At 56.4% G+C, this 24,534-nt stretch carries 24 protein-coding genes and 1 tRNA gene; 22 read left to right on the plus strand and 3 right to left on the minus strand.

Features of this window, described 5'->3' with window-relative positions; genetic code table 11:
- The first annotated feature begins 116 nt into the window (after positions 1-116).
- The 12 genes from AC6I8P_RS05965 to AC6I8P_RS06020 all read left to right on the plus strand — a co-directional run bounded on the left by AC6I8P_RS05965 (position 117) and on the right by AC6I8P_RS06020 (position 13,909).
- A complete protein-coding gene (locus tag AC6I8P_RS05965) occupies positions 117-665 on the plus strand; it encodes a hypothetical protein (RefSeq protein WP_498031054.1) in 549 nt (182 codons plus the stop codon).
- 279 nt (positions 666-944) lie between these two features.
- A complete protein-coding gene (locus AC6I8P_RS05970) occupies positions 945-1,715 on the plus strand; it encodes a hypothetical protein (protein WP_498031055.1) in 771 nt (256 codons plus the stop codon).
- 27 nt (positions 1,716-1,742) lie between these two features.
- The gene (locus AC6I8P_RS05975; protein ID WP_283342455.1) at positions 1,743-2,009 is read left to right on the plus strand and encodes a PAAR domain-containing protein; all 267 of its coding nucleotides are present in this window, start codon (positions 1,743-1,745) and stop codon (positions 2,007-2,009) included.
- Positions 2,010-2,012: 3 nt separating this feature from the next.
- On the plus strand, positions 2,013-3,161 hold the full coding sequence (locus tag AC6I8P_RS05980; protein WP_336733075.1) for a KPHS_23130 family T6SS system protein: 1,149 nt from the start codon (positions 2,013-2,015) through the stop codon (positions 3,159-3,161).
- A complete protein-coding gene (locus AC6I8P_RS05985) occupies positions 3,161-6,574 on the plus strand; it encodes an ImcF-related family protein (RefSeq protein ID WP_498031056.1) in 3,414 nt (1,137 codons plus the stop codon). Before AC6I8P_RS05980 ends, AC6I8P_RS05985 begins: the two co-directional genes overlap by 1 nt.
- Positions 6,574-8,169: a type VI secretion system protein TssA gene (gene tssA / locus AC6I8P_RS05990; protein WP_058769868.1), complete on the plus strand. Its 1,596-nt coding sequence runs from the start codon at positions 6,574-6,576 to the stop codon at positions 8,167-8,169. Before AC6I8P_RS05985 ends, tssA begins: the two co-directional genes overlap by 1 nt.
- 20 nt (positions 8,170-8,189) lie before the next feature.
- Positions 8,190-9,953, plus strand: coding sequence for a type VI secretion system baseplate subunit TssF (gene tssF, locus AC6I8P_RS05995; protein ID WP_481657493.1), 1,764 nt, complete (start codon positions 8,190-8,192; stop codon positions 9,951-9,953).
- A complete protein-coding gene (gene tssG / locus AC6I8P_RS06000; RefSeq protein ID WP_283342450.1) occupies positions 9,908-11,011 on the plus strand; it encodes a type VI secretion system baseplate subunit TssG in 1,104 nt (367 codons plus the stop codon). Before tssF ends, tssG begins: the two co-directional genes overlap by 46 nt.
- On the plus strand, positions 10,992-11,528 hold the full coding sequence (tssJ, locus tag AC6I8P_RS06005) for a type VI secretion system lipoprotein TssJ (RefSeq protein WP_283342449.1): 537 nt from the start codon (positions 10,992-10,994) through the stop codon (positions 11,526-11,528). The genes tssG and tssJ overlap by 20 nt, the downstream gene beginning before the upstream one ends.
- A complete protein-coding gene (gene tssE, locus AC6I8P_RS06010) occupies positions 11,521-11,973 on the plus strand; it encodes a type VI secretion system baseplate subunit TssE (protein WP_481657494.1) in 453 nt (150 codons plus the stop codon). Before tssJ ends, tssE begins: the two co-directional genes overlap by 8 nt.
- Positions 11,974-12,025: 52 nt before the next feature.
- Entirely contained in the window at positions 12,026-12,415 is a 390-nt protein-coding gene (locus AC6I8P_RS06015; protein ID WP_481657495.1) for a YdcA family protein, read from the plus strand.
- A 138-nt stretch (positions 12,416-12,553) separates the two neighbouring features.
- The gene (locus tag AC6I8P_RS06020) at positions 12,554-13,909 is read left to right on the plus strand and encodes a VasL domain-containing protein (RefSeq protein WP_481657496.1); all 1,356 of its coding nucleotides are present in this window, start codon (positions 12,554-12,556) and stop codon (positions 13,907-13,909) included.
- A 43-nt stretch (positions 13,910-13,952) separates the two neighbouring features.
- On the opposite strand, the gene AC6I8P_RS06025 is transcribed toward AC6I8P_RS06020, so the two are convergent.
- Both AC6I8P_RS06025 and AC6I8P_RS06030 read right to left on the minus strand, forming a co-directional pair.
- Positions 13,953-14,027 (minus strand) — tRNA-Arg (locus tag AC6I8P_RS06025).
- 88 nt (positions 14,028-14,115) lie between these two features.
- On the minus strand, positions 14,116-15,048 hold the full coding sequence (locus tag AC6I8P_RS06030) for a formate/nitrite transporter family protein (RefSeq protein WP_058775841.1): 933 nt from the start codon (positions 15,046-15,048) through the stop codon (positions 14,116-14,118).
- 243 nt (positions 15,049-15,291) lie between these two features.
- Here AC6I8P_RS06030 and ccmA point away from each other — a divergent pair, with 243 nt between their 5' ends.
- The 10 genes from ccmA to mlaA are packed head-to-tail and all read left to right on the plus strand — an operon-like array spanning position 15,292 to position 23,052.
- Positions 15,292-15,906 (plus strand): cytochrome c biogenesis heme-transporting ATPase CcmA, encoded by a 615-nt coding sequence (gene ccmA / locus AC6I8P_RS06035; protein ID WP_481657497.1) that lies wholly within the window; start codon positions 15,292-15,294, stop codon positions 15,904-15,906.
- Entirely contained in the window at positions 15,906-16,565 is a 660-nt protein-coding gene (ccmB, locus tag AC6I8P_RS06040) for a heme exporter protein CcmB (RefSeq protein WP_481657498.1), read from the plus strand. Before ccmA ends, ccmB begins: the two co-directional genes overlap by 1 nt.
- Positions 16,566-16,623: 58 nt before the next feature.
- A complete protein-coding gene (locus tag AC6I8P_RS06045; protein ID WP_058769875.1) occupies positions 16,624-17,364 on the plus strand; it encodes a heme ABC transporter permease in 741 nt (246 codons plus the stop codon).
- Positions 17,361-17,594, plus strand: a complete 234-nt coding sequence (gene ccmD / locus AC6I8P_RS06050) for a heme exporter protein CcmD (protein ID WP_498031057.1) — start codon at positions 17,361-17,363, stop codon at positions 17,592-17,594. Before AC6I8P_RS06045 ends, ccmD begins: the two co-directional genes overlap by 4 nt.
- Complete coding sequence (gene ccmE / locus AC6I8P_RS06055) at positions 17,591-18,076, plus strand: cytochrome c maturation protein CcmE (protein WP_021509145.1); 486 nt, start codon at positions 17,591-17,593, stop codon at positions 18,074-18,076. The genes ccmD and ccmE overlap by 4 nt, the downstream gene beginning before the upstream one ends.
- A complete protein-coding gene (locus AC6I8P_RS06060; protein ID WP_104093050.1) occupies positions 18,073-20,031 on the plus strand; it encodes a heme lyase CcmF/NrfE family subunit in 1,959 nt (652 codons plus the stop codon). The genes ccmE and AC6I8P_RS06060 overlap by 4 nt, the downstream gene beginning before the upstream one ends.
- A complete protein-coding gene (locus tag AC6I8P_RS06065; protein ID WP_021509147.1) occupies positions 20,028-20,585 on the plus strand; it encodes a DsbE family thiol:disulfide interchange protein in 558 nt (185 codons plus the stop codon). Before AC6I8P_RS06060 ends, AC6I8P_RS06065 begins: the two co-directional genes overlap by 4 nt.
- Entirely contained in the window at positions 20,582-21,037 is a 456-nt protein-coding gene (locus AC6I8P_RS06070; protein ID WP_021509148.1) for a cytochrome c-type biogenesis protein, read from the plus strand. Before AC6I8P_RS06065 ends, AC6I8P_RS06070 begins: the two co-directional genes overlap by 4 nt.
- The gene (gene ccmI / locus AC6I8P_RS06075; protein WP_058769878.1) at positions 21,037-22,248 is read left to right on the plus strand and encodes a c-type cytochrome biogenesis protein CcmI; all 1,212 of its coding nucleotides are present in this window, start codon (positions 21,037-21,039) and stop codon (positions 22,246-22,248) included. The genes AC6I8P_RS06070 and ccmI overlap by 1 nt, the downstream gene beginning before the upstream one ends.
- A 36-nt stretch (positions 22,249-22,284) precedes the next feature.
- Complete coding sequence (mlaA, locus tag AC6I8P_RS06080; RefSeq protein ID WP_021509150.1) at positions 22,285-23,052, plus strand: phospholipid-binding lipoprotein MlaA; 768 nt, start codon at positions 22,285-22,287, stop codon at positions 23,050-23,052.
- Positions 23,053-23,123: 71 nt separating this feature from the next.
- On the opposite strand, the gene fadL is transcribed toward mlaA, so the two are convergent.
- On the minus strand, positions 23,124-24,407 hold the full coding sequence (gene fadL, locus AC6I8P_RS06085; RefSeq protein ID WP_021509151.1) for a long-chain fatty acid transporter FadL: 1,284 nt from the start codon (positions 24,405-24,407) through the stop codon (positions 23,124-23,126).
- Between the last annotated feature and the right edge of the window lie 127 nt (positions 24,408-24,534).

Here is a 24,534-nt window from a genome sequence, read left to right on the forward strand (position 1 = left end):
AATTACAGGCCTGTTACGCGTTTTTATGATTGGTTTAATATAGAGCAGAGGTAATGAAAAATGTCTAATCAATCAAAAATTATTCTGCTTTCCCTGGTGTTGTTTACTGTGGCGGGTTGCAGTATGAGCTGGGCCGTAACAAGACGTTATCTCCACCGGCAGATACAAAATGGGTCAATATTGAAGTAAAAAACCCTTCTCAGTATACGAAACCGATTCCACTTGAGGTCAGATACATCTCGCATGAATGTAAGAAAAAAAGAATCAGTGGGTTTGATGGCTCAGTTATTACGGAACCCAGCTATAACGTTATCGGGATCCCCATGCATCAAGAGAGCGGGGATATCTGGAAAGCAAAAGTTGCTATGACCGGTGGTGGTACGTGTAAATGGACATTGAGTGCGGTCAATTTAGGTATCGAGTATATAGATGCAACACATCTTGGCAAGGATCTTGTACCCGGAACAGCGGTAGGGGTGTCGCTTGCTTTTGATAATGATGCTTCCAGAAATGGACAGTATAGAGCAAATTATGGCGATTTGAATTTATCTCCAAAATATTATCCATATATAATAGAGTGGAAATTAATACGCAACAGGAATGACTTAACTCTCTTAGGTATGGATGACTTTTTTTATATCAGGTTACTAATGCAAAAAATATAATATTCTCACCGTTGTTAAATGAAAGCAAAGTAATTAGATATATCGAGCCGGAAAAGAAAACGAAAGGTGTTCATGCTAAGCTAATATATCCAGATGGCAGCGTAATATCCGATGGCACTGTATTTCCTGACTTTAACAAAGTTGATAAAATGGAAGTTAAAAAAATAAAGAAGTGACAGGTTTTTTCCTTTTAAACGTATCAGGCAAGTTGATTATTGTAATTGCAGGTCTATAACACGTTTTAATAATTAGTTCAATGTAGATCAGAGGTAATGGGTAATGCATAACCAGTCAAAGACTATTCTGCTTTCCCTGGTGTTGTTTACTGTGGCGGGTTGCAGCATAAACAGGACTGTTAACAATAAGTTATCTCCGCCAGCGGATACAAAATGGGTCAATATTGAAGTAAAAAATCCGTCTCAGTATACAAAACCCTTCCCGCTCGAAGTCAGATACATCTCTTATGAATGTAAGAAAAAAAGAATCAGTGGATTTGATGGTTCAGTTATTACGGAACCCAGCTATAACGTTATTGGGGTCCCCATGCAGCAAAAGAGTGGGGATATCTGGAAAGCAAAAGTGGCTATGACCGGTGGTGGCTCGTGTAAATGGACGTTGAGTGCGGTCAATTTAGGTATCGAATATATAGATGCTATACATCTTGGCAAGGATCTTATTCCTGGTACGGCGGTAGGTGTGACCCTCGCCTTTGATAATGATGCTTCTCGTAATGGACAATTTACCTTTGTCACTGGAGATGTAGATTTATCTCCGAAATATTATCCCTATATAAGAGAGAAGAAAATGGGAGGGGTAGAGAATAGCTTGTCTCTAATTGGTAATGAAGACTTCCTGTCATTGCGTGTTGGTGAGGTTAGTTCTGTGAAGTTTTCCCCTGAAATAGATGAGAGGAAAATAACAAGGTTTGTCGGATTAGAGAAAAAAATAAAAGGTAAATATCCAAAAATAATTTATCCGGACGGGAGTGTTGCTCCTGAGAAAACTCTTTTTCCTGATTTTGACAAGATCGACAAAATGAATGTTAATTGATTCTTATTTATTTTTCGAGTATTCAACATGACAAAAGGCTTAGTTTTGCTTGGTGACAATACTTCTCACGGCGGAAAAGTGATCTCCGCCTCTTCCAATATTACCGTCAACGGGAAAAAAGCCGCTTTGGTTGGTGATATGGTGAGTTGTCCGGTAGATGGACATGGTACTAATCCTATCGTGGAAGGATCACAGCACCGGACATTTAACGGTCGCGCTGTTGTCGTCGATGGCTGCAAATGTCAGTGCGGTTGTACCGTAATTTCAAGTGCTCAGAACAGCACGGTAGGATAATCAATGGGCTGGGAAAGGACGAAAGCAACAACGATGGAGTTGCCTCCAGAGCCATCTTTTACGGGATGGCTATTGGCGGGTGGTGTTGCCGCGGTTGTGGGTATTTTGCTGTTTATTCTGCATGCGTCAGGCATGGTTAAGGCACTGGCTGTATTCAATATCTGGTGGCTGGCATCCAGCCCGATTCTTGGCTGGTTTTTCCTGTTTTGTTTGCGGGGGTGGCTGTGGGGCAGAACAGTCAATGAACATCAGTTTCTGCAGAAGGAAGCTGAATACGGACAGCAACAGTGGGAAGCCTGGGCTGGACGCTATCTGGTCGTGCTTGGCAGCAGCATACTGCTACCTTCCGGGGTGACCTCTGACGCCATTGCTAAATCAGAGGCTGCAGATGCGCCGCAATTTCTTTCACTGACCAGCCATTTTGATGCGAAATTGACGACGCCCACCGCCTTGCTCGAACTGGGTCTGGCCGGTGTACAAAAAGCGATCGCGATGTTGCCTGCGACAGTACCATTCAACGTCACCATTGTGAGCGACATGATTACGTCAGACTTCGAGACCCGGTTTCGCAAATCATGGGGAAAAATTTATCCTGGGCGTGAGCTAACAGGTTCGATCTCATGTTTTGAAGCCCTTTCTTTTGTCTGGATTGAGGAGCGTCTTAAAAATCCCGTTTTTGATATTGATTTGATCCTGATATTGCAGAATCAGGGGGCTGAACAGTATTCCGATGCACTCGCAGCGATGGTACTTACCAGCGATGATGTTGCTGAAAAATACCAGCTTTCACACTCCGCCCGCATATTGAGACCGATGCCGCTGGACATGACAAATTTCAGGGCTGATATGGGGTTGTTCCTCGAAACACAAACGATCGCCTGTCAGACGTCAAATGTGTTCTGTGATTACGGGCACTGGAATGACGGGTTTGCTGATCTAATGACCGCGTCTCAATCACATCTGACACCGTGGGTGCCCCAGGAAATTGATGTACTGGAAAAATATAACGGTATTCCTGGGGCTGGCAGTGCATGGCTTTTAGCCACATTACTGGCCGACATCATGTCCATCAGCAACAAACCTGTTTTAGGGCTGTTTACCTCAGGTACTGATCGTTTTGTCAGTACTGTTACCTCAGGGAGTGAAAAATAATGATGCCGGGTAGTACATGGAGCAGGGGAGGGCTTGCCGGCATAATAGCCTGCATCTCAGCGATTATAGTGGCCTTGATCCTTCATTTCGGCCCCTCGCATGGCCTTGATACCCGACCGATGCAAGTGCTTGCATTCGTTGCCGTATGGATAGTCCTGCTGATTGTTTTCTATACGCCGTTCATGTTCCGGTTTATGCGGGAAAAGTTTCATCGCTGGCGGGAACAGAAGAACAATGCGTTGCCTTCTGATGAATCAAGAGTTGCCCGGACTCCGCCACGCAATGTCACCGTTGATACTATCCGTGACGCCATGCGTAATCTCTATGGTCGGCGTTGGGGACGTAAAACACGCATTCTGCTGGTCACTGGGACCATATCTGAGGTGGAGCAGTTGACTCCGGGTCTTACGGGCCAGCTCTGGCAGGAAGACCGCGGCACACTGTTGCTGTGGGGCGGAGACCTCAACACGTCAGCAGACAGTGCCTGGCTGACCGCACTGCGTAAACTGCGCCGTCGCCCGGTGGATGGTCTGGTGTGGGTCACCTCAGCCTTTGACCAGCTCTCAGCGCCGGGGCTGGAGCAGCCGCTGCCGGTACCGTCTGAAAACACCATGGATTCCCTGTCTCATGCCATCGGCGCGCGTATGGAAACGCTTGGCTGGCAGCTTCCGCTGTATGTCTGGTCCCTGCATCCGCGTGCCGGTAAGCCGGAAGGGCGTATTACCCAGGCAACCGGCTGTCTGTTACCTGCCGGTTGCCGTACCGAAGGGCTCGCAGAACAACTCTCCGCCCTGACGCCGGATTTGACTTCACTGGGCCTTCAGCAGACCTGCGGTGAGGTGAAACATAACTTCCTGCTGACGCTTGCCGACCAGCTCATTCGTGAGCCGGAAAGCGTGACCGCACCGCTGTCGGTGACGCTCAACCCGTACCGACCGCTGCCGCTGGCCGGTGTGGTGTTCAGCCAACCTTCTGCCGGTGCCGAACGTGCCGTGACGCACCACTGGGGCATGGATAAACGCTGGGATGTTTTGCCTGAGTCTGTCCGCACGCTTCCTGCCGGACTGCGTCCGCGCAAACCGGGCATTCCATGGCGTAAAGCGTTTGCGTCAGCTGCTGCCATGGCGATGGTGGGCTGGGCTGTGTGGATGGGCATCGCGTATGTCACCAACCGCAGCCAGATAGCGGGAGCGAATGTACAGGCCGCGACGGCTGCCCGACAGAATCAGCCGCTGGAGCAGCGTCTGCATGCCCTGTCGGAACTGCAGAAAACGCTGGCCCGACTGCAGTACCGTTCAGAACACGGCGTGCCGTGGTACGAGAAGGCCGGGCTGAGCCAGAACAATGCGTTGCTGGCAGCACTCTGGCCTCGCTATCAGGACAGCGCCCAGCCTCTGCTGCGCGATGCGGCAGCGGACCATCTGCAGACTCAGCTCAGTACCTTCAATGCGCTGCCGCCGGGCAGTCCGCTGCGTGAACAAATGGCAAAAAACACCTATGACCAGCTCAAGCTCTACCTGATGCTGGCGCGCCCGGAACACATGGACGCCGCCTGGTTCAGTTCTGCGCTGCTGCACGACTGGCCAAAACGTGATGGCGTGAAAGACGGTATCTGGCAGGGCCTGGCCCCGTCACTGCTGTCATTCTACGGTGCGCAGCTGGTTGCGCATCCTGAATGGAAGCTTCGTGCTGATGGGAGCATGGTCAGCCAGGCGCGTTCCCTGCTGGTACGCCTGATGGGCGTACGTAACAGTGAATCGAACCTGTACCAGAAAATGCTCTCTCAGGTGGCGCATCTGTATGTCGATATGCGCCTGGAAGAGATGACCGGCGATACTGATGCGGGCCGTTTGTTCAGCACCACCGAAATCGTGCCTGGGATGTTTACCCGCCAGGCCTGGGAGCAGACCGTGCAGCCCGCTATCGAAAAGGTGGTGAAGGCACGCCGGGACGAGCTTGACTGGGTGCTGACCGATAGCCAGCGTCAGGTAAATAAAGAGGACGAGACCTCGCCGGAAGCGCTGAAAAAGCGTCTTACGGAGCGCTACTTTGCAGACTTCGGCGGGGCATGGCTGGCGTTTCTCAACAGCCTGCACTGGAACCCGGCCGCCACACTGTCGGACTCTATTGACCAGCTGACCCTGATGGCCGACGTGCGTCAGTCACCTCTGGTGGCGCTAATGAACACTCTGAACGTCCATGGGCGCACCGGACAGACTGGCGAGGCGATTTCAGACTCTTTGGTGAAATCAGCCAAAAATCTGCTGGGTAGTGATAACAGGGATGCCATTGACCAGAGTGCCGGTGTACATGGTCCACTGGATGCAACCTTTGGCCCGGTTCTGGCACTGATGGACAGGAATCGTACCAGTGCGCAGGAGCAAAGTTTGCAGTCATTCCTGACCCGCGTGACGCAAGTGCGTCTGCGCCTGCAGCAGGTGACCAATGCCGCTGACCCGCAGGCAATGGCCCGGACCCTGGCTCAAACAGTGTTTGAGGGCAAAGCCGTAGACCTGAGCGAAACCCGCGACTACGGCAGCCTGATTGCCGCTGGCCTCGGTCAGGAGTGGAGCGGCTTTGGTCAGACGGTGTTTGTGAACCCGATGGAGCAGGCCTGGCAGCAGGTACTGACTCCGGCGGCAGACAGCCTCAATGCCCGGTGGCAGCAGGCCGTCGTTAGCGAGTGGAACAGTGCGTTTGGCGGCCGTTATCCGTTCAGCAACAGCGGCAGTGATGTTTCTCTGCCGCTACTCGCAAAATACCTCAATGCCGATTCCGGGCGTATCGCGCAGTTCCTGCAGACCCGCCTTCAGGGCGTCCTGCACCGTGAAGGCAACCACTGGGTGCCGGACAGCATTAATTCGCAGGGACTGATCTTTAACCCGGCATTCCTCAACGCCATTAACACACTGAGCCATATCTCGGATGTGGCCTTCACCGAAGGCAATGCTGGCATGAACTTTGAGCTACGCCCGGGCACCGCCGCCGGCGTGATGCAGACCGACATGATTATCGACAGCCAGAAACTGACCTACATGAACCAGCTGCCGGCGTGGAAGCGCTTCACCTGGCCGGGCGACACGGAAGCCCCGGGGGCGACGTTAAGCTGGATAAGTACCCAGGCAGGCACCCGTCAGTATGCGGACATTCCGGGTGCCTGGGGCTGGATCCGTCTGCTCGATACCGCGGCGGTCAGCGCGTACCCGGGCGTCAGCAGCAGTTACAGCCTGAGCTGGAAGGCTCAGGACGGCCGCACACTTAATTACACCCTGCGTACCGAAGCGGGTGAGGGGCCGCTGGCGCTGCTGAAGCTACGTAAATTCCGTCTGCCGGAAACCATCTTCAGTACCACCGGTATTGCACCGTCAGACCTGGTCGACAGTGAGAGCAGTGATACAGCGGAGGTCTATTGATGAGCACGCTCAATGCCTTACTCAGTGCCTGCCAGACAGAACAGGAACCCTTACTTGTAGCTACCCGTGAACGCGTGGCGCAGTGGGACAACTGGCTACAGTCGCTGTCAGGACCGTCGCCCGTTGGCGAAGATCCGGGCTATGACGATGACTTCCAGCAGATGCGCGAAGAGGTCAACAAACTCTCCGGTGCGAATACTGAACTCATCTGCCAGCTGGCGGAGAAGCTGCTGACCACGATCGCCAAAGATATCCGTGTGGCGACGTATTACTGCTGGGCAAAACTGCATCGGGAAGGCGAACAAGGACTGGCTGAAGGACTTGAACTGCTGGCTGGCTTGCTGGAGCGCTTTGGTTCACAACTGCACCCACAGCGTGACCGCAGTCGTAAGGCGGCACTGGAATGGCTGGCAGGATCGCGCATGACTGACTCTCTTTCCCTGTACCCGGAAGTGGTCAGGAGCGATGCAATGCGAACCACCGGTGCGCTGCTGCTGATATCACAACTTATTGAGAATGAGCCGGATGAAATCCGTCCGGAATTTAACGCGTTGTACGGCGCGCTGGAAAGTCGTCTGCAGAAAGCCGGGGGCGTGGATGCAGTGGTACCGCAGAACGCCAGTACCAGCGATACCTCGCTGTCTGCCAGTTACAGCGATGCCCCGGCTATTGGGCGCATCACCTCCGGTCAGGATTTGCTAGCCCAGGCTCGCACGCTCACCGAATACCTGCGCGAGCAGCCGGACGGCTGGCTGTCAGCGCACCATCTGATGAAGAGCCTGCGTCACGACACTCTGCGGGCCATCCCGGCCCCGGATGCGCAGGGGCGCACACGCATTGAACCGCCAAGGGCCGACCAGCGGGCGTTACTGAAACGCCTTTATCTGCAGCAAAACTGGAGTGAAATGCTGGAGACGGCCGACAGCGCCTTTTCCCGCGGTGCCAATCACCTGTGGCTGGATCTGCAATGGTATATCCACCAGGCGCTGACGAAATCCGGTCAGGAGACGCTGGCTGACATTATTGCGGCTGATCTGAAGGGATTGCTGACCCGCCTGTCCGGGCTGGAAACACTGGCCTTCAGCGACGGCACGCCGTTTGCGGATGAGGTGACGCTGAACTGGATCCAGCAGAGCGTGATGGATACTGTCGGCGATTGGGGCAAGGACACGCCATCAGCCCCGTTAGCTGCCGGTAATGACGATATTCTGGCGCTGGAGCCGGAAGCGGTGGCGCTGGCAGACACTAAAGGCCCGGATGCCGCATTGGGCTGGTTACAGACCCGGCCGGGCACGACCACCGATCGTCAGAAGTGGCTGTTGCGCCTGCTGATGGGGCGCATTGCTGAGCAGTACGGTAAAAATGACCTGGCGGTGCACCTGTTTGCTGAACTGGGTGAGCGTGCCCGTGTTGTGACCCTCGGTGACTGGGAGCCTGAGCTGTTGTTCGAAGTTCAGGCCCGCCATCTGAAACTCCTGCGCCTGAAAGCTGTTCGCAGCGAAGCTGATAAGGCCCGCCTTACGCCGATAATGGACCAGTTACTTGCCAGGCTGATCGCTGTCGACCCAGCCCGTGCCGCCGTGCTTTGCGGTTAAATCCACAGGAAAAGAAATAAATGGAAGATTTGACCCTGCGTTATTACGACGCAGAAATGCGCTACCTCCGTGAAGCGGCCAAAGAATTTGCCCAGACCCACCCGGACCGGGCCGCAATGCTGGATCTGGATAAGGCCGGCCCCCCCGATCCCTACGTTGAACGTTTGTTTGAAGGTTTTGCCTTCTCGATGGGGCGGCTGCGGGAGAAGATTGACGACGATCTGCCGGAACTGACCGAAGGGCTGGTCAGTATGCTCTGGCCGCACTACCTGCGCACCATTCCGTCACTCGCGGTAGTGGCGTTCACGCCTGCGCTTCAGACAGTGAAGATGGCGGAAGTGATGCCCGCCGGTCTGGAAGTGTACTCCCGACCAGTGGGACCAAAGAACACGGTTTGCCGCTACCGCACCACCCGTGATGTGATGCTCAACCCGCTTAATATTTCTGGGGTGACGATGACCACTGAGCCGGACGGGCGCTCGCTGCTGCGGATGCGTTTTGCCTGCAGCACCCAGGCGGACTGGTCCCATGCGGACCTCAGCCACCTGAGTCTCTATCTCGGCGCGGATGCGCCAGTCAGCAGTCAACTGCACCTGATGCTGACCAAACGGCAGGCTGCACTCTACATGTGTCTGCCTGATCAAACTGACCGCATCCGGCTTGATGGGTATTTCTCACCGGGCGGGTTTGCCGAAGAGGATGGGCTGTGGCCGAAAGGTGATTCTGCGTTCAGCGGTTACCAGCTTTTGCTGGAGTATTTCACCTTCCGCGACAAGTTTATGTTTGTCCACCTTAACGGCCTTGAGGGCATCACGCCGCCAGCAGGGGCCGGGTATTTTGATATTGAAGTGGTGTTCAGTACGCCATGGCCATCTGACCTGCCGGTCACCGATGATGCGGTTCGCCTCCACTGCGTGCCGGTGATTAACCTGTTTACGCTGGAGGCTGACCCTCTCACCATCACCGGGCTTGAAAGCGAGTACCTGCTGCGTCCTAAACGTCTGCAGGATGGACATACCGAGATTTATTCGGTGGATTCGGTCACTGGCTCAAACCGGACCAATGACGCAGAGTATGTGCCGTTCAGCAGCTTCAGGCACAAGGGCGGGATGATGCGACGTCATGCACCACCCCGTTACTACCATACCCGCGTGAAGCGCAGCGTGACCGGACTGTATGACACCTGGCTTATCCTTGGGGGGCACCAGTGGGAAGATGACCGCCTGTTGGAGCGTGAAGCCGTGTCGCTGCAAATCACTGGCACCAACGGCCAGCTGCCGCGCCGTGCGCTACAGAGCACGCTGCTCGACCGCTGTGAGCAGGTGGTCAGTACACAACTTTCAGTACGCAACCTCTGCAAACCAACGCTGCCAGTCTATCCGCCTTCCGAAGACCGTTTCCACTGGCGGGTTCTGAGTCACCTGGGCTCCGGGTTTCTGAATATGATGAGTACCGCCGAAGTACTGCGCGGGACGCTGGCACTTTATAACTGGCAGGAAGATGAACTGAATAACCGGCGTCTGGAGGCAATTCAGCATGTGGAACACCACCGCCTGCAACGTTTTGAGCAGGGCTACCTGCTGCGGGGGGTGGATATCGAAGTGACCCTCGACAGCAACGGCTTCACCGGCGAGGGCGATATTCATCTGTTCGGTGAAATGCTTAACCGGTTCTTTGCACTGTATGCCGATATGAACCAGTTTAACCAGCTCACCCTCATTATTCAGCCAGAAGGAAAATGCCTCCGGTGGAAAGAGAATCACAGTCCGCGTCTGCCTGGCTGATAGCGCAGCTGGGGGACCGGCTGCCATATATCAACTTTTACCGCTTCTGCCAGTTGCTGGAGCAGAGCCAGCCGGACAAGCCGGTTACGGGCAGTACCTGGCAGGTACGTCATGAACCGGTACGTTTTCGGCCACACCTGGGGATGGGTTTTCCGGCATCTGAAATCAAAGGGATTGAGCAGTCTGAGCATTCGCATCTGCCGCCGACGGTGCGTATCACCTTTATGGGGCTCTACGGCGTGGAGTCCCCGCTGCCGACGCACTATATCGATGACATTACCCAGCGACGGGAAGGGTATGAGGCCACCGCGGATTTCCTCGATATCTTCAACCACCGGCTGATTGCCCAGTACTACCGTATCTGGCGTAAATACTCATACCCGGCGACTTTCGAAGAAGGCGGTAAGGACAACACCTCGCAGTACCTGCTGGGACTGGCCGGGCTCGGGATTAACGGCTGCACGGACAGTATCGCGACTCCGGCTTCGCGCTTTCTGGCACTGCTGCCGGTCATGTTGCTGCCGGGGCGCACCGCAGAAGGCATGGCCTCGCTGGTGCGCCTGCTGGCACCCAACACACAGGCGAAAATCTGGCACCACGATAAACGCCGTGTGCCGCTGAAGAAGTCGCTGACCATGAGTGTCAGTCATCCCGTGACCCTGGCCAGCCGTCCGGTGATGGGCAACTATGCCACCGACGTGAACAGCCAGGTGCTGATGCGTCTGACCACCACTGATCCGGCAGAAGTGCAGGGCTGGTTACCGGGCGGGGAGCTGCACACGGATTTAATGGCGCTGCTGCATGTCTATCTTGGCTCCCGCCTCGATGTGCGGTTACAGCTGTGTGTCGACCGAAGTCTGCTGCCTGACGCGACCATGAGCAGTAAACCCAACGCCGGGGCGGTGCAGCTGGGCCGCACTGCCGTGATGCGACCGCTGAATGCGGCTAAGACCGCATCACACCTAAAAACAGTCACCATTAATCTGGGCCGCTACGAGCGGATACAGGAAAATATTCACCGCAGGGAGACCGATGAAGATGGCGATTACCGCTGGTAAATTTCCTCTGGCTGCGCTGGCCGCCAGTATCGCACTGATACTGACGGGCTGTGGTCTGACGCAAAAAGTGACAGACGGCACTGTTGCTGTGACCAAATCGATTTTTTATAAGCAGATAAAGACCCTGCATCTGGATGTTCGGGCCCGCGAGGCCGTGAACAGCAATGCCGGCGGCGTCGCACTGTCGACGGTGGTGCGTATTTACCAGCTCAAAGACCGGAAAACATTCGACACGACGGACTACCCGTCACTGTTCAAGGCGGACAGTCAGGCCATTAAAGCAGATCTGGTAGCTGAGAAAGATATCCGCCTGCAGCCGGGCGGGGCGGTGATGGTGGATATGCCGATGGATGAAAATGCGCAGTATGTCGCGGTGGCTGGCATGTTTATGTCGCCGGACCAGGTGAACAACACCTGGCGGGTGGTGCTGAGCCGTGATGACCTCGATCCGGATAAAGCCCGGGTGATTGAGGCCGGTAACAACCACCTGACCCTGAAGGCGCTGAAAGATGAGTGAGTCATCCCGTCCTTCATTGTATGAAACACTTTATGGCAACTTCACCGGCGGCCTCGACCTGCATCAGGTCAGCGAACAAAATCAGGTGATTTTGTCCGTGCTCGATAACATGCAGCGCATCCTCAACTGCCGCGCCGGCACGTTGGCGCATCTGCCGGACTATGGTCTGCCCGATATGACCAAAATCCTGCAGGGCATGCCGGGTACTGCCCATGAGCTGATTGGCACCCTGTCTGCTGTTCTGCTCAGGTATGAGCCACGCCTGAAGAGCATCAGAGTGGTGCTGCTGGAGCAGGCGCAGCCCGGCGAATTGCGCTACGCGATTGATGCGGAACTGAAGGGACTCGGTCTGGTGCGGTACGGCACTGAGTTTATGCCGGAGGGGCGCGTTATGTTGCGGCATCTCAGGCAGCAGCAATATCTTGATGGTAAAGCACAAATCTAAACGGCATTATTACGAACGAGGCTGAATAATAAAATAACACATGGATTTGAATATGAAAAAATTGATACCGCTGTTGGTTTTTAGCTTATTAGTGACTCTGCAGGCTGAAGCAGCCAGAGGCAGAAAACCCTGTTCTGGTGCAAAGGGTGGTATTGCACACTGTACCTCAGATGGACGTTTTGTCTGTAATGACGGAAGCCTGAGCCAGTCGAAGAAAATTTGCTCCAGGTATGATTCGTCAGAAAGCACGCAGCAGGCAAAATCACCGCTCAGCAGCGGCAAAACGCAGACCAAAAAGATCGTTACATCAAAGAAACAGCCACAGCCGGTGGCTCAGGATCAGAACGATTTGCTACCACGAAAACCAACCTGCGCCCCGCTTTATATGGCCAGCAAACCCGGCTATACGAATTTACCTATTTGCACCGGTAATCAATATTAATTAAGGCGGGAAGGGGGGCGGTAAAAAAATATTTGCATCGCTCATCGCTCATCGCTCATCGCTCAGAACAGGCAGAAAACCAAACTGCATAATTAATTATCCTCCCACGCTGTACATACCTCACAGGGACAATAAGTCATGAATGACATGCTTGCCCGTCGGATTAAAACCGGCAGCGACCCGCGTAAGCTGCCGGATTATGCTGCTCTGCGTGAAGAGCTGAGCAAATTGACTCATCCGGCACGGCCAGATATAGACTGGCTTTATGTTGAACAACGCTGTCTTTCGCTGTTCGAACAAAACGGAGTGGAGTTGCAGACCGCGGCCTGGTACACGCTTGCCCGCCTGCAGCTGGCTGGTTTGGTCGGATTGAATGAAGGTCTGGCGCTAGTGGAAGCGTTGGTGAGCCATCAGTGGGGGGCGCTGTGGCCGCAACCGATTCATGCGCGCATGGATATTCTCATCAGCCTGAGCCAGCGCGTGCAGCAGCAGATGCGCACCCTTTCCCTGAATTATGACGATCTGAGTCAGCTTTATCGTGCTGAACAACTGCTTACCCGCCTGGGGACCGTGTTACAGCGGTTGGAGCTTAAACATCTTAGCCAGCTTGATACGTTGCGTGCTCTGATGCACAACAGTGCCGCCAGGCTGGAAAGCCGTGACGATACGACCAGCGACATCTTGCCCGGCACCACGATAGATGACGGGGCAATATCCGCACATCCGCATGAAACGAAAACCCCGCATAGCGCCAGATGGGTTTATGTCGCGCAGCAGCAACATCAGCCGAAGATAAAGGTGCAGACAGCGGCGCTGGCCCGTCGTAATAACTGGCAATTTTTCAGTGCCGGGATGTTTACCATGCTGCTTATCAGCGTGGTCGCGGTGGGCGGCTGGCAATATCTGCACCGGCCCGATCCACTGCAGGCTCAGCTCGTGGCATCGCTGGGTCCTGTGCCCGCCACACTCACGCCACAGCAGCGGGATGTGCTGCGGCAGCGGACCTCCTTACCATCAGCCTTGATCGCCGACACGCAGCAGCAGTTATCTCGCCTGGAGCAACTCGCGCCCGACTGGAATATTGCGTATGGCCAGCAGCTGGTGGAGCAGGCGCAGGCGCTGTGGCCGGAACAGGCGGGTTCGTTATCTGCGCGGTGGCAGCATCAGCTTGAGGCCAGCACGTTGCCAGCGCAAAACCTTGCGGCCTGGCATCAGGGGATGATGAAGCTGGCGCAGTTGAGCGAGCGGCTGAATGGACTGGATGAGCAAAAAGGCAAATACATCACAGTGAGTGAGCTGAAGTCCTCGGTATTTGGCATGATGACCCGTTTTCAGCAGGCTGAGCCCATTGAGGAACAATTGCGGCAAATTCACTCGCTACCAGCCAGTGCGCCCCAGCGGCAGCAGCTTATCCGTCAGCTCGAACAGCACCTGCGATCGCAGATTTACACCTTGTGGCAGATGAAAAACAGCATTGGGGTGGCAGAGGGATAGGAACAATAAACGAAGCGGTTAGGCAAAGCAGAAGTGCTGTTACTGGTGTCCCCTGCAGGAATCGAACCTGCAACTAGCCCTTAGGAGGGGCTCGTTATATCCATTTAACTAAGGAGACGTGCGGCGCGCAGTATAGCGCACCGTGCAGGGGATTTTAACCGTAGGCCGCCTGTTTGCTCAAAGTGTCAGCAATCAGGCGGTAGCGATCACGCTTTTTCCTGATCTTTCTGCTTTTCCTGCCTCTCTTTACGCTTCTGTTCGGCTCGCGCTTTGGCTTTGGCCGCTTCGCTCATGTCGTTACGGATCTGCGCGTGACTGATCAGGGCAAAAATCAGCGTACCGCCGGTGATGTTGCCCAGCAGGGTGGGCAGTGCAAACGGCCACAAAAACTCCTGCCACGGCAGCGTGCCGGCAAACACCAGATACAGCACTTCAACCGATCCGACCACAATGTGGGCCAGATCGCCCAGCGCCACCAGCCAGGTCATCATTACAATCACCACAATTTTGGCGCCGCCAGCGTAAGGAAACATCCACACCATGGTGGCGATGATCCAGCCTGAAATCACTGCGTTGGCAAACATTTCGCCCGGCGTGTGCTCCATCACTTTTTCGCTGATGGCAGTGAAGGCCTGGCGCGTGGCGTCATCGAAAATCGGCATATGATTAAACGCCAGCGCGCCCAGTGCGGTACCAATCAAATTGCCGATCAGCACCACGCTCCACAGCCGCAGCAGCAGCATAAAATTGCCGCCGGTGGGTTTATGCATCACCGGCAGCACGGCGGTGACAGTATTCTCAGTAAACAACTGCTGGCGCGCCATAATCACAATGACAAAACCAAAGGTGTAGCCGAGATTCTCCAGCAGATAAGCGCCGGGCACGCCAGCGAGGTGCACCTGGAAAATGCCTTTCGCCATCAGCGAGGCACCCATCGATAAGCCGGCGGCAATCGCTGACCACAGCAGCGCCATGCCGTCGCGTTCCAGCTCCTTTTCACCGTCCTGCCGAATCTCTTCATGGATCGCCGCAGCCCGTGAGGGCAGGGCGTCTTCGTCCACTTCGATATCCGTTCCCTGTTCTTTTTCTTCACTGTCCACGTCATTGTCATGCGTGTTATTTGATGGCGATGGCTTCATTTTTTCTCCCGGTGATAATGCCAGTGCGTAATAAGCGTAGACGCTTTTAGCAAGGGCGAAATGTTACAAAGATTCAAATTAAGAGTAACAAGAGATTAGCAAAGGTGGTTTTTTGAGCGCTTTCTTGATCTGATGCGCATGAATACCCCATTTGGGGGAAGGGGGAGCTTGCGCACAGACTTCGGCCCCTGGTTTGAGTGTGGTATTATTCCCGCCTCATTTATTGCTATGAATCTCCCTTCTATGCTCGAAGTGATTAATCTCGCCTGCGTTCGCGATGAGCGAACCCTGTTCCACAGACTGAGTTTCCAGGTGCAGGCGGGCGATGTGGTGCAAATCGAAGGGCCCAACGGCGCAGGCAAAACTTCACTGTTGCGACTGCTGGCCGGGTTAAGCCGGCCAGAGCAGGGCGAAGTACGCTGGCAGCAGCAGTCGATTCGCAGGCAGCGCGAAATATGGCAGCAAAACCTGCTGTATCTCGGCCATCATCCGGGCGTGAAATCGGTGCTGTCGCCGCGGGAAAATCTGCATTTCTGGCACGGCGATCGCAGCGAAGACACGCTTTATGACGCGCTGGAGCAGGTCAATCTGCTGGGCTATGAAGAGGTGCCGGTGGCTCAGCTTTCTGCCGGGCAGCAGCGGCGCGTGGCGCTGGCGCGACTGTGGCTCAGCCCGGCTCCGGTGTGGATTCTGGATGAGCCGCTGACCGCCATCGACAAACACGGCGTGGAAAAATTAATGGCGCGCTTCGCCGATCATGCCGATAACGGTGGCGTGGTGATTCTGACGACCCATCAGGATCTGCCGGACAGCCATGCGCGCGTGCGCAAAATTCGTCTTACATCGGAGTGGGCGTGATGCTTGGCCGGGTTATTCAGCGTGAGTTAAAGATTGCCTTTCGCAGCGGCGCGGAAGTGGTTAATCCGCTGTGGTTTTTTCTGATCGTGATTACGCTGTTCCCGTTAGGCATTGGCCCTGAGCCGCAGCAGCTGGCGCGCATCGCACCTGGCGTCGCCTGGGTAGCCGCGCTGCTGGCATCGCTGCTGGCGCTGGAGCGGCTGTTTCGCGACGACTTTCTTGATGGATCGCTGGAGCAGCTGCTGTTGCTGCCGACGCCGCTGCCAATCACCGTGCTGGGCAAAGTGATTGCGCACTGGCTGATTACCGGGCTGCCGCTGATTTTACTCTCGCCGCTGGCGGCGCTGCTGCTGTCGCTGGATTTTACAGGCTGGCGGGCAATGGCGCTGACGCTGCTGATCGGCACGCCAACCCTGAGTTTTCTCGGTGCGATTGGCACTGGCCTGACCGTCGGGCTGCGGCGCGGCGGCGTATTGCTGAGTTTACTGGTGTTGCCGCTGTCGATACCGGTACTGATTTTTGCCAGCGCGGCGATTGATGCGGCCGGTCAGGGGTTACCGATCGGCGGTTATCTGGCGACTCTCGGTGCCATGCTGGCGGTCAGCGCCACGCTGTCGCCATTTGCGACCGCCGCCGCGCTGCGCATCAGTCTGCATTAAGGCGGACCTCCGGCAGAGAGGCCGCCATCCGAATTCTTGTTTAGTGTGAGCAATGTCAATGTGGAAATGGTTACACCAGTGGGCAAAGCCTGAGCGGCTTTACCAGCTATGCGGTCGCTTGATTCCCTGGTTCGCAATCCTGGGCGTCGGTGCGCTGCTGCTCGGCTGGATTTGGGGATTCGGCTTTGCGCCGGCGGATTATCAGCAGGGCAACAGCTTCCGCATCATGTACATTCACGTGCCGGCGGCAATGTGGTCGATGGGCGTCTATGCCTCGATGGCCATCGCCGCCTTCATCGGCCTGGTGTGGCAGATGAAAATGGCCGATCTGGCGGCGGCGGCGATGGCGCCGATTGGTGCGGTGTTTACCTTTATCGCGCTGGTAACCGGCTCGGCGTGGGGCAAGCCGATGTGGGGCACCTGGTGGATTTGGGACGCACGTCTGACTTCTGAACTGGTGCTGCTGTTCCTCTATATGGGCGTGATTGCGCTCTATCACTCTTTCGACGATCGCCGCACCGCCGGACGCGCGGCCGGCATCCTGATTCTGGTCGGCGTGGTTAACCTGCCGATTATTCACTTCTCCGTGCAGTGGTGGAACACGCTGCATCAGGGCTCGTCGGGCATTCTGCAACAGGCGATCGATCCCAGCATGCGCACGCCGCTGCGCTGGTCGATTCTCGGCTATCTGCTGGTGTTTGGTGCGCTCACCCTGATGCGTCTGCGCAACCTGATTCTGTTTACCGAGCGTCACCGCCCGTGGGCAATTGACGTGGCGCAGGGAGGACGCAAAGCATGACGCCTGCCTTCTCATCGTGGAGCGAGTTTTTCGCCATGGGCGGCTATGCCTTTTACGTCTGGCTGGCGGTGTGTTTTACGCTGATTCCACTGATCGGTCTGGTGCTGCACACCGTGTTGTTCCATCGCCGCCTGCTGGCAGAGATTCGCCAGCGTCAGTCCCGCGAGCGCCGCATCCGCGCGGCAAAAGCCAAACAAGCTGCCAGTGAAGCAGCAGGAGAGTCCGTGTGAATATCCGTCGTCGTAACCGCCTGTATGTGGTGGTGGCGGTGCTGGTGGGCTTAGGCCTTGCCACGTCGCTGGTGATGTACGCGCTGCGTTCCAACATCGACCTGTTCTACACCCCGAGTGAAATTCTCTACGGCAAAGGTGAGGATCACCAGAAGCCGGAGGCCGGTCAGCGCCTGCGCGTCGGCGGCATGGTGATGCCCGGTAGCGTCAAACGCGATCCGAAAACGCTGGCGGTGTCGTTCAAACTGTATGATGCCAACGGCGTGGTCAGCGTCAGCTACGAAGGCATTCTGCCGGATCTGTTCCGCGAAGGGCAGGGCGTGGTGGCGCAGGGCGTGCTGGAGGACGGGAATCTGGTCAACGCCAAAGAGGTGCTGGCGAAGCACGATGAGAAGTACACGCCGCCGGAAATTCAGGACGCAATGAAGAAGAATCATAACGGACCGGCAGCGGCCTATCAGCAGGCGGGTACGCAATCATGATGCCGGAAATTGGCAGCTTTCTGCTGTGTCTGGCGCTGGGCTTAGCGCTGCTATTAAGTATTTATCCGCTGTGGGGCGCGGCGCGTCATGATGGCCGGCTGATGGCGCTGGCGCGTCCGCTCACCTGGGGCATGTTCCTGTGCATCGCCGCCGCGTTCCTCGTGCTGGTGCACGCGTTTGTGGTCAACGATTTTACCGTCGGCTACGTTGCCACCAACTCCAATTCGCTGCTGCCGGTGTATTACCGCATCGCCGCCACCTGGGGCGCGCATGAAGGATCGCTGCTGCTGTGGGTGCTGCTGCTCAGCACCTGGACATTAGCGGTGGCGATTTTCAGCCGCGGCATGCCGCAGGATGCGCTGGCGCGCGTGCTGGCGGTGATGGGGATGATCAATCTCGGCTTCCTGTTGTTCATCATCCTCACCTCGAATCCGTTTACCCGCACGCTGCCGAACTTCCCGATTGATGGGCGCGACCTCAACCCGATGCTGCAGGATATCGGGCTGATCTTCCATCCGCCGCTGCTCTATATGGGCTATGTTGGCTTCTCGGTGGCGTTTGCCTTTGCCATTGCGTCGCTGATGGCGGGCCGGCTGGATACTGCCTGGGCGCGCTGGTCACGTCCGTGGACCACTGCGGCATGGGTATTTCTGACTATTGGTATCGTGCTCGGTTCCGCGTGGGCGTATTACGAACTCGGGTGGGGCGGCTGGTGGTTCTGGGATCCGGTCGAAAACGCCTCCTTTATGCCGTGGCTGGCCGGTACTGCGCTGATGCACTCATTGGCAGTGACAGAAAAACGCGGCAGCTTTAAGTCGTGGACGGTGCTGCTGGCGATTACCGCGTTCTCATTAAGCCTGCTGGGCACCTTCCTGGTGCGTTCCGGCGTGCTGGTGTCGGTGCACTCGTTCGCCTCCGATCCGGCGCGCGGTATGTTCATCCTCGCCTTCCTGGTGATTGTCATCGGCAGTTCGCTGCTGCTGTACGCCCTGAAAGGGGGCCAGGTGCGCAGCCGCGTGCAGAGCGAAGCCTGGTCGCGCGAATCCTTCCTGCTCGGCAACAACGTGCTGCTGATTGCCGCAATGCTGGTAGTGCTGCTCGGTACGCTGCTGCCGCTGGTGCATAAACAGCTCGGGCTGGGCAGCATTTCGGTTGGCGAGCCGTTCTTCAATACCATGTTCACCTGGCTGATGGCGCCGTTCGCGCTGATGCTCGGCATCGGGCCGCTGGTGCGCTGGCGCCGCGATGAGCCGCAAAAGCTGTGGAAGCGGCTCGGCGTGGGTCTGCTGGTGACGCTGATCCTGTCGATCGTGCTGCCGTGGCTGTTGCAGGATCGCATCGAAGCGATGACGGTGATTGGCCTGCTGATGGCCATCTGGGTGATCCTGCTGACGCTGATGGAGCTGCACGAACGCGCTACCCATCGGCATCGTTTTCTGGCGGGATTGCGCCATCTGTCGCGCAGCCACTGGGGCATGGTGCTGGGCCATCTTGGCGTGGCGGTGACGGTGGTGGGCATTGCCTTTAGCACCCAATACAGCGTTGAGCGTGACGTGCGCATGAAGGCCGGTGACAGCGTGGATATCCACAACTATCACTTTATTTTCCGCGACGTGCACAATCTGCAGGGCCCGAACTACAGCGGCGGCGTGGCGATTATCGATGTCACACGCAACGGTAAGCCAGAAGCGGTGCTGCATGCAGAGAAACGCTTCTATACCGCAGCGCGTACCATGATGACGGAAGCGGCGATCAGCGGTGGCTTTACGCGCGATCTCTACGCGGCGCTGGGCGAAGAGCTGGATGACGGTTCCTGGGCGGTGCGTATTTATTACAAACCCTTTGTGCGCTGGATCTGGTTCGGCGGCGTGTTTATGGCGGTGGGCGGCCTGTTATGCCTGCTCGATCCGCGCTATCGCTCGCGCAAAAAAGCACAGCGCGAGGAACTGGCATGAATAAAAAGATCCTGTTTATTCCTTTAGTCCTGTTTCTGCTGCTGGCGGCGGCGCTGCTGTGGCAGCTGACGCGCAACGCCAGCGGTGACGATCCTACGCGCCTCGAATCGGCGCTGATCGGTAAACCGGTGCCGGTGTTTAAACTCGAAGCGCTGGATCAGCCGGGTAAAATCTATAACCAGCAGGTGCTGACCGATGGCAAACCGCTGCTGCTGAATGTCTGGGCCACCTGGTGCCCGACCTGCCGCGCCGAGCATCAATATCTCAACACGCTGGCGGAGCAGGGTATTCGCGTGGTTGGCCTCAATTACAAAGATGACCGCAGCAAAGCCGTCACCTGGCTTAACACGCTCGGCAATCCGTATGCGCTGAGCCTGTATGACGGCGACGGCATGCTCGGTCTGGATCTCGGCGTCTACGGCGCGCCGGAGACCTTCCTGATTGATGGCCACGGCATTATCCGTTATCGCCACGCCGGCGACATGAATGACCGGGTGTGGAATGAAGAGCTGAAGCCGCTGTGGCAGAAATACAGTAAGGAGGCGGGCGTATGAAACAGCTTCTTATGCTGCTCGCGGGTCTGCTGCTGAGCACCAGCCTGTGGGCCGCGATCGATACTTATCAGTTCGATTCGGTCCAGCAGGAGGAGCAGTATCGCGAGCTCACCGCATCGCTGCGCTGCCCGAAGTGCCAGAACAACAGTATTGCCGACTCCAACGCGATGATTGCCGCCGACATGCGGCTGAAAGTGTATGAGCTGATGAAGCAGGGCCAGAGCCGCCAGCAAATCATTGATTACATGGTGGCGCGTTATGGCAACTTCGTCACGTATGAACCGCCGGTGACGCCGTCGACGCTGATTCTTTGGGTCGGACCGGCGCTGTTTGTGGTGCTTGGTGGGCTGATTATTATTCTGCGCAGCCGACGCGGCAACGCGCGCAGCGAGCTGGATGACGATGAACAACAGCGCCTTGCGGCGATTCTGAAGCGTGACGGGAAGCCGTAATGACTGGATTCTGGATTACCCTGATTATTTTACTGGCGGCGGCGACGGCGCTGTTTGTCGGTGCCGGCTGGCGGCAGCGTCAGGCCAGCAGCGGCGATCGCGATCGTCTCAATACCGATTTTTATCAGCAGCGCCTGCGCGAGCTGGAGCATGATGAAGCCGAGGGCGTGGTCAGTGAACGTCCGGAGATGGTGCGCGAACTGCAGCAAACGCTGCTGACCGACGTGCCCGGCGACGCGGCGGCACGCGCGCATCACAGCAGCCGCTGGGTACTGCTGCCGGGCGTGATCGTCCTGGTTCTGGTATCGGTGGGCGTTTATCTGAAAACCGGTGGCCTCGCTCAGCTGGCGGGCTGGCAGAGCGTGCAGCAGGAGTACCCGGCGCTGCGCGCGCGGGTGATGGATCCCAATGCGCAGCCGCTGACCATGGAAGAGCTGGCGCGTCTGCAGCTCGGTCTGCGCACCTCGCTGCAAAACGATCCGCAAAACCTCAATGACTGGGCAATGCTGGGTCGCCTCGGCATGGTGCTGAACAACGCCACCGATGCCAGCCAGGCCTTTGAGCACGCTTTGCAGCTGGCGCCGGACAACCTTGAACTGCAGCAGGATTATGCCGAAGTGCTGACGCGCTCCAGCGATCCGCAGGATAACCGCCAGGCCAATATGCTGCTGAAAGACCTGCTGAAGCGCGACCACAGCAACGTGCGCACCCTCAGTCTGCTGGCGTTCAATGCCTTTGAGCAGCAGCAGTATGGCGAAGCGATTGGCGCGTGGCAGGTGATGCTGAAGCTGCTGCCGGCCGGCGATCGACGCATTACCATGATAGAGCGCAGCATTGAACAAGCGAAAACCGACGCGGGACAGCAAAATAGCCAGCTGGCATTGACGGTGAGCTTAACGCCAGAGGCAGAAAAAATGTTACCGCCGGGCGGAGTGTTGTATATTTCTGTGTCTGACGGTGTTTCACCGGTGCCTGTGGCTGTAAAGCGTTTACCGCTCAGCCACTTCCCGCTATCGCTTACGCTGGATGACAGCAACGCCATGATGCCGGATCGCCTGCTTTCGGCGCAGCATCAGGTGCAGGTCAGGGTGCGCATTTCGCGCGATGGTAGTGCTAATCCGCAGTCCGGCGACTGGTTTGGTTTAAGCGCGGTCACCCCCTGGGATGGTCACCAGCCGATGGCTGTTGAGGTCAATCAGCAGCAGCCCTGAAGCGATACACCTTTTTATCTGCACAGGGAGAGAAGAATGAATAATCGCCTGACCGGCCTGGCGCTGGCCAGTTTACTGCTGGTGGGATGTGCCAGTTCCAAACCGGCCGACGAGACGACGCCTGCGCAGCGCAGCGATCCGCTCGAAGGGTTCAACCGCACGATGTTTAACTTCAACTACAACGTGCTGGATCCCTATGTGGTGCGCCCGGTGGCGGTTGCCTGGCGTGATTACGTGCCGGTGCCGGCCCGTACCGGGCTGAGCAACTTTCTCGGTAACCTTGATGAACCGGCCAGCATGGTGAACTCGATTCTGGTCGGCGAGCCGCGTCAGGCGGGCATTCACTTTACCCGTTTCTTCCTGAATACCGTGCTCGGCCTTGGCGGTTTCATCGACGTCGCCGGTAAAGCCAATCCCCAGCTGGCGCGTGAAGTGCCGCACCACTTTGGCAGCACGCTGGGCCGTTATGGCGTTGGCTACGGTCCGTACGTGGTGCTGCCAGGTTACGGCAGCTTTACCGTGCGTCAGGATGGCGGCGACTACGTCGATACGCTTTATCCGGTGCTGAGCTGGCTCACCTGGCCGATGTCGATCGGTAAATGGACGCTGGAAGGGGTGGAAACGCGCGCGCAGCTGCTTGATTCCGACGGCCTGCTCAGACAGCAGCAGGATCCGTACGCCTTTATCCGCAACGCCTATTTCCAGCGTAACGATTTCCTCGCCAGCGGCGGCAAGCTGAAGCCGGAGGAGAATCCGAACGCCAGCGCAATTCAGGATGATTTAAAAGATATCGACTCCCAGTAAACAACAACGGCGACCAACAGGTCGCCGTTTTGTTTTCAGCTGGCGACCCGCATGGGCCGCTGCACTGATTATCAGAACTTGTAGTTAAAGTTAGCGCCGTACAGCCAGGCCTTACCTTCGGAATTAAAGGTATAAGGACCTTCTTTCACCGTCACGTGCTGACCGTGCATATAGGAAACCCCGACATCAACCGATGCATCCGGCGTGAAGGCGTAAGACGCACCGGCGCTCAGCCACAGGCGATCCTGATCCGGAATCGAGATAGAGCGTTTATCCGCCGGCACCGGGCTGTCATCAAACGCGATACCGGTACGGAACGTCCAGTTATCGTCGTAGTTGTAAGTGGTACCTAACGCGATGCGATATGCATCACGGTAGCCTTCATCTTTATAGAACAGCGTCTGGCCGTTGCTGCCGGTGGCTTTCAGCTCCTGGAACTGGCTCCAGCTGGTATAGGCGAGGCTGTAGTGCACCGCCCACTGTGGCGCCACTTTATGCCAGCCGGACACTTCCCACATTTCCGGCAGGTTCAGCGTCAGCGAACCCGGAATGGTGGCGCCGCTGGTGCCATACGGCAGACCCAGCGCAATCGCCTGCGGCGTGCCGTTAAAGGCGCGCGGGATATTGCTCTTATAGTCGCCGTCGAAGTCGATCTTCACTTTGGAACGATAGGTGAAGCCGAAGCGGTTGTTTTTATCCACTTCATACAGGATACCGGCGTTCCAGCCGTAGCCCCATTCGTCACCTTTCAGGTGCGCGACCTGGGTATCGGCCGGCAGACCGGCGCGGGCACCGGCTTCACCGGCGTAGCGCTCAATTTTCGCTTTGGCGTACACCGCGTCAAAGCCGACGCCGAAGCTGAAGTTATCATTTAACCGATAAGCGGTGCTAAGGTTGAAGTTGCCGGTCATCAGATCGGTTTTGCCACCGAAGCCGCCCGCGGTGTAGCCGTTATTAAATTCGGTGGCCAGACCGTAGTTCGAGGTGGCCGAGGCGCCAATCCACCACTGATCATTAATCGGATGCACATAATGGATGTTCGGGATCCACTGGTTTGGCGCAATATTGCTGGCGTTGAGGCTGTTGCCGGTCGGGCTGTTACCGCTGATATCCACTTCCGGGTCGATATAGACGGCACCGATGGAGAAAGAAGGGCGGTCCATCAGGGCCATAGTGGCTGGGTTACGGCTGGCAGAGGCGGCGGTATCACCCATGGCGCCTTCACCGGAATAGGCGCGGCCCAGGCCGATTGCTGAGAATTCGTTAAGTTGAAAGCCTGCGGCGTAGACGTGAGAAGAGACGAGCGCCACTGCAGCTGCCACAGCTGACTTTGCAAACAGGTTCTTATGGTTCATGACCACAACCTCATCTAAATTATTATTAAACGTAGTTACGTCGCGTAACAAAGGACGGCGGATTGTAGGGACTGACGATACAGACACATATCAGACCAGTGCGACGAGTATAGGTCCGACCTGTGTA

It is taken from the genome of gamma proteobacterium symbiont of Lampromicra miyakona (assembly GCF_059730895.1).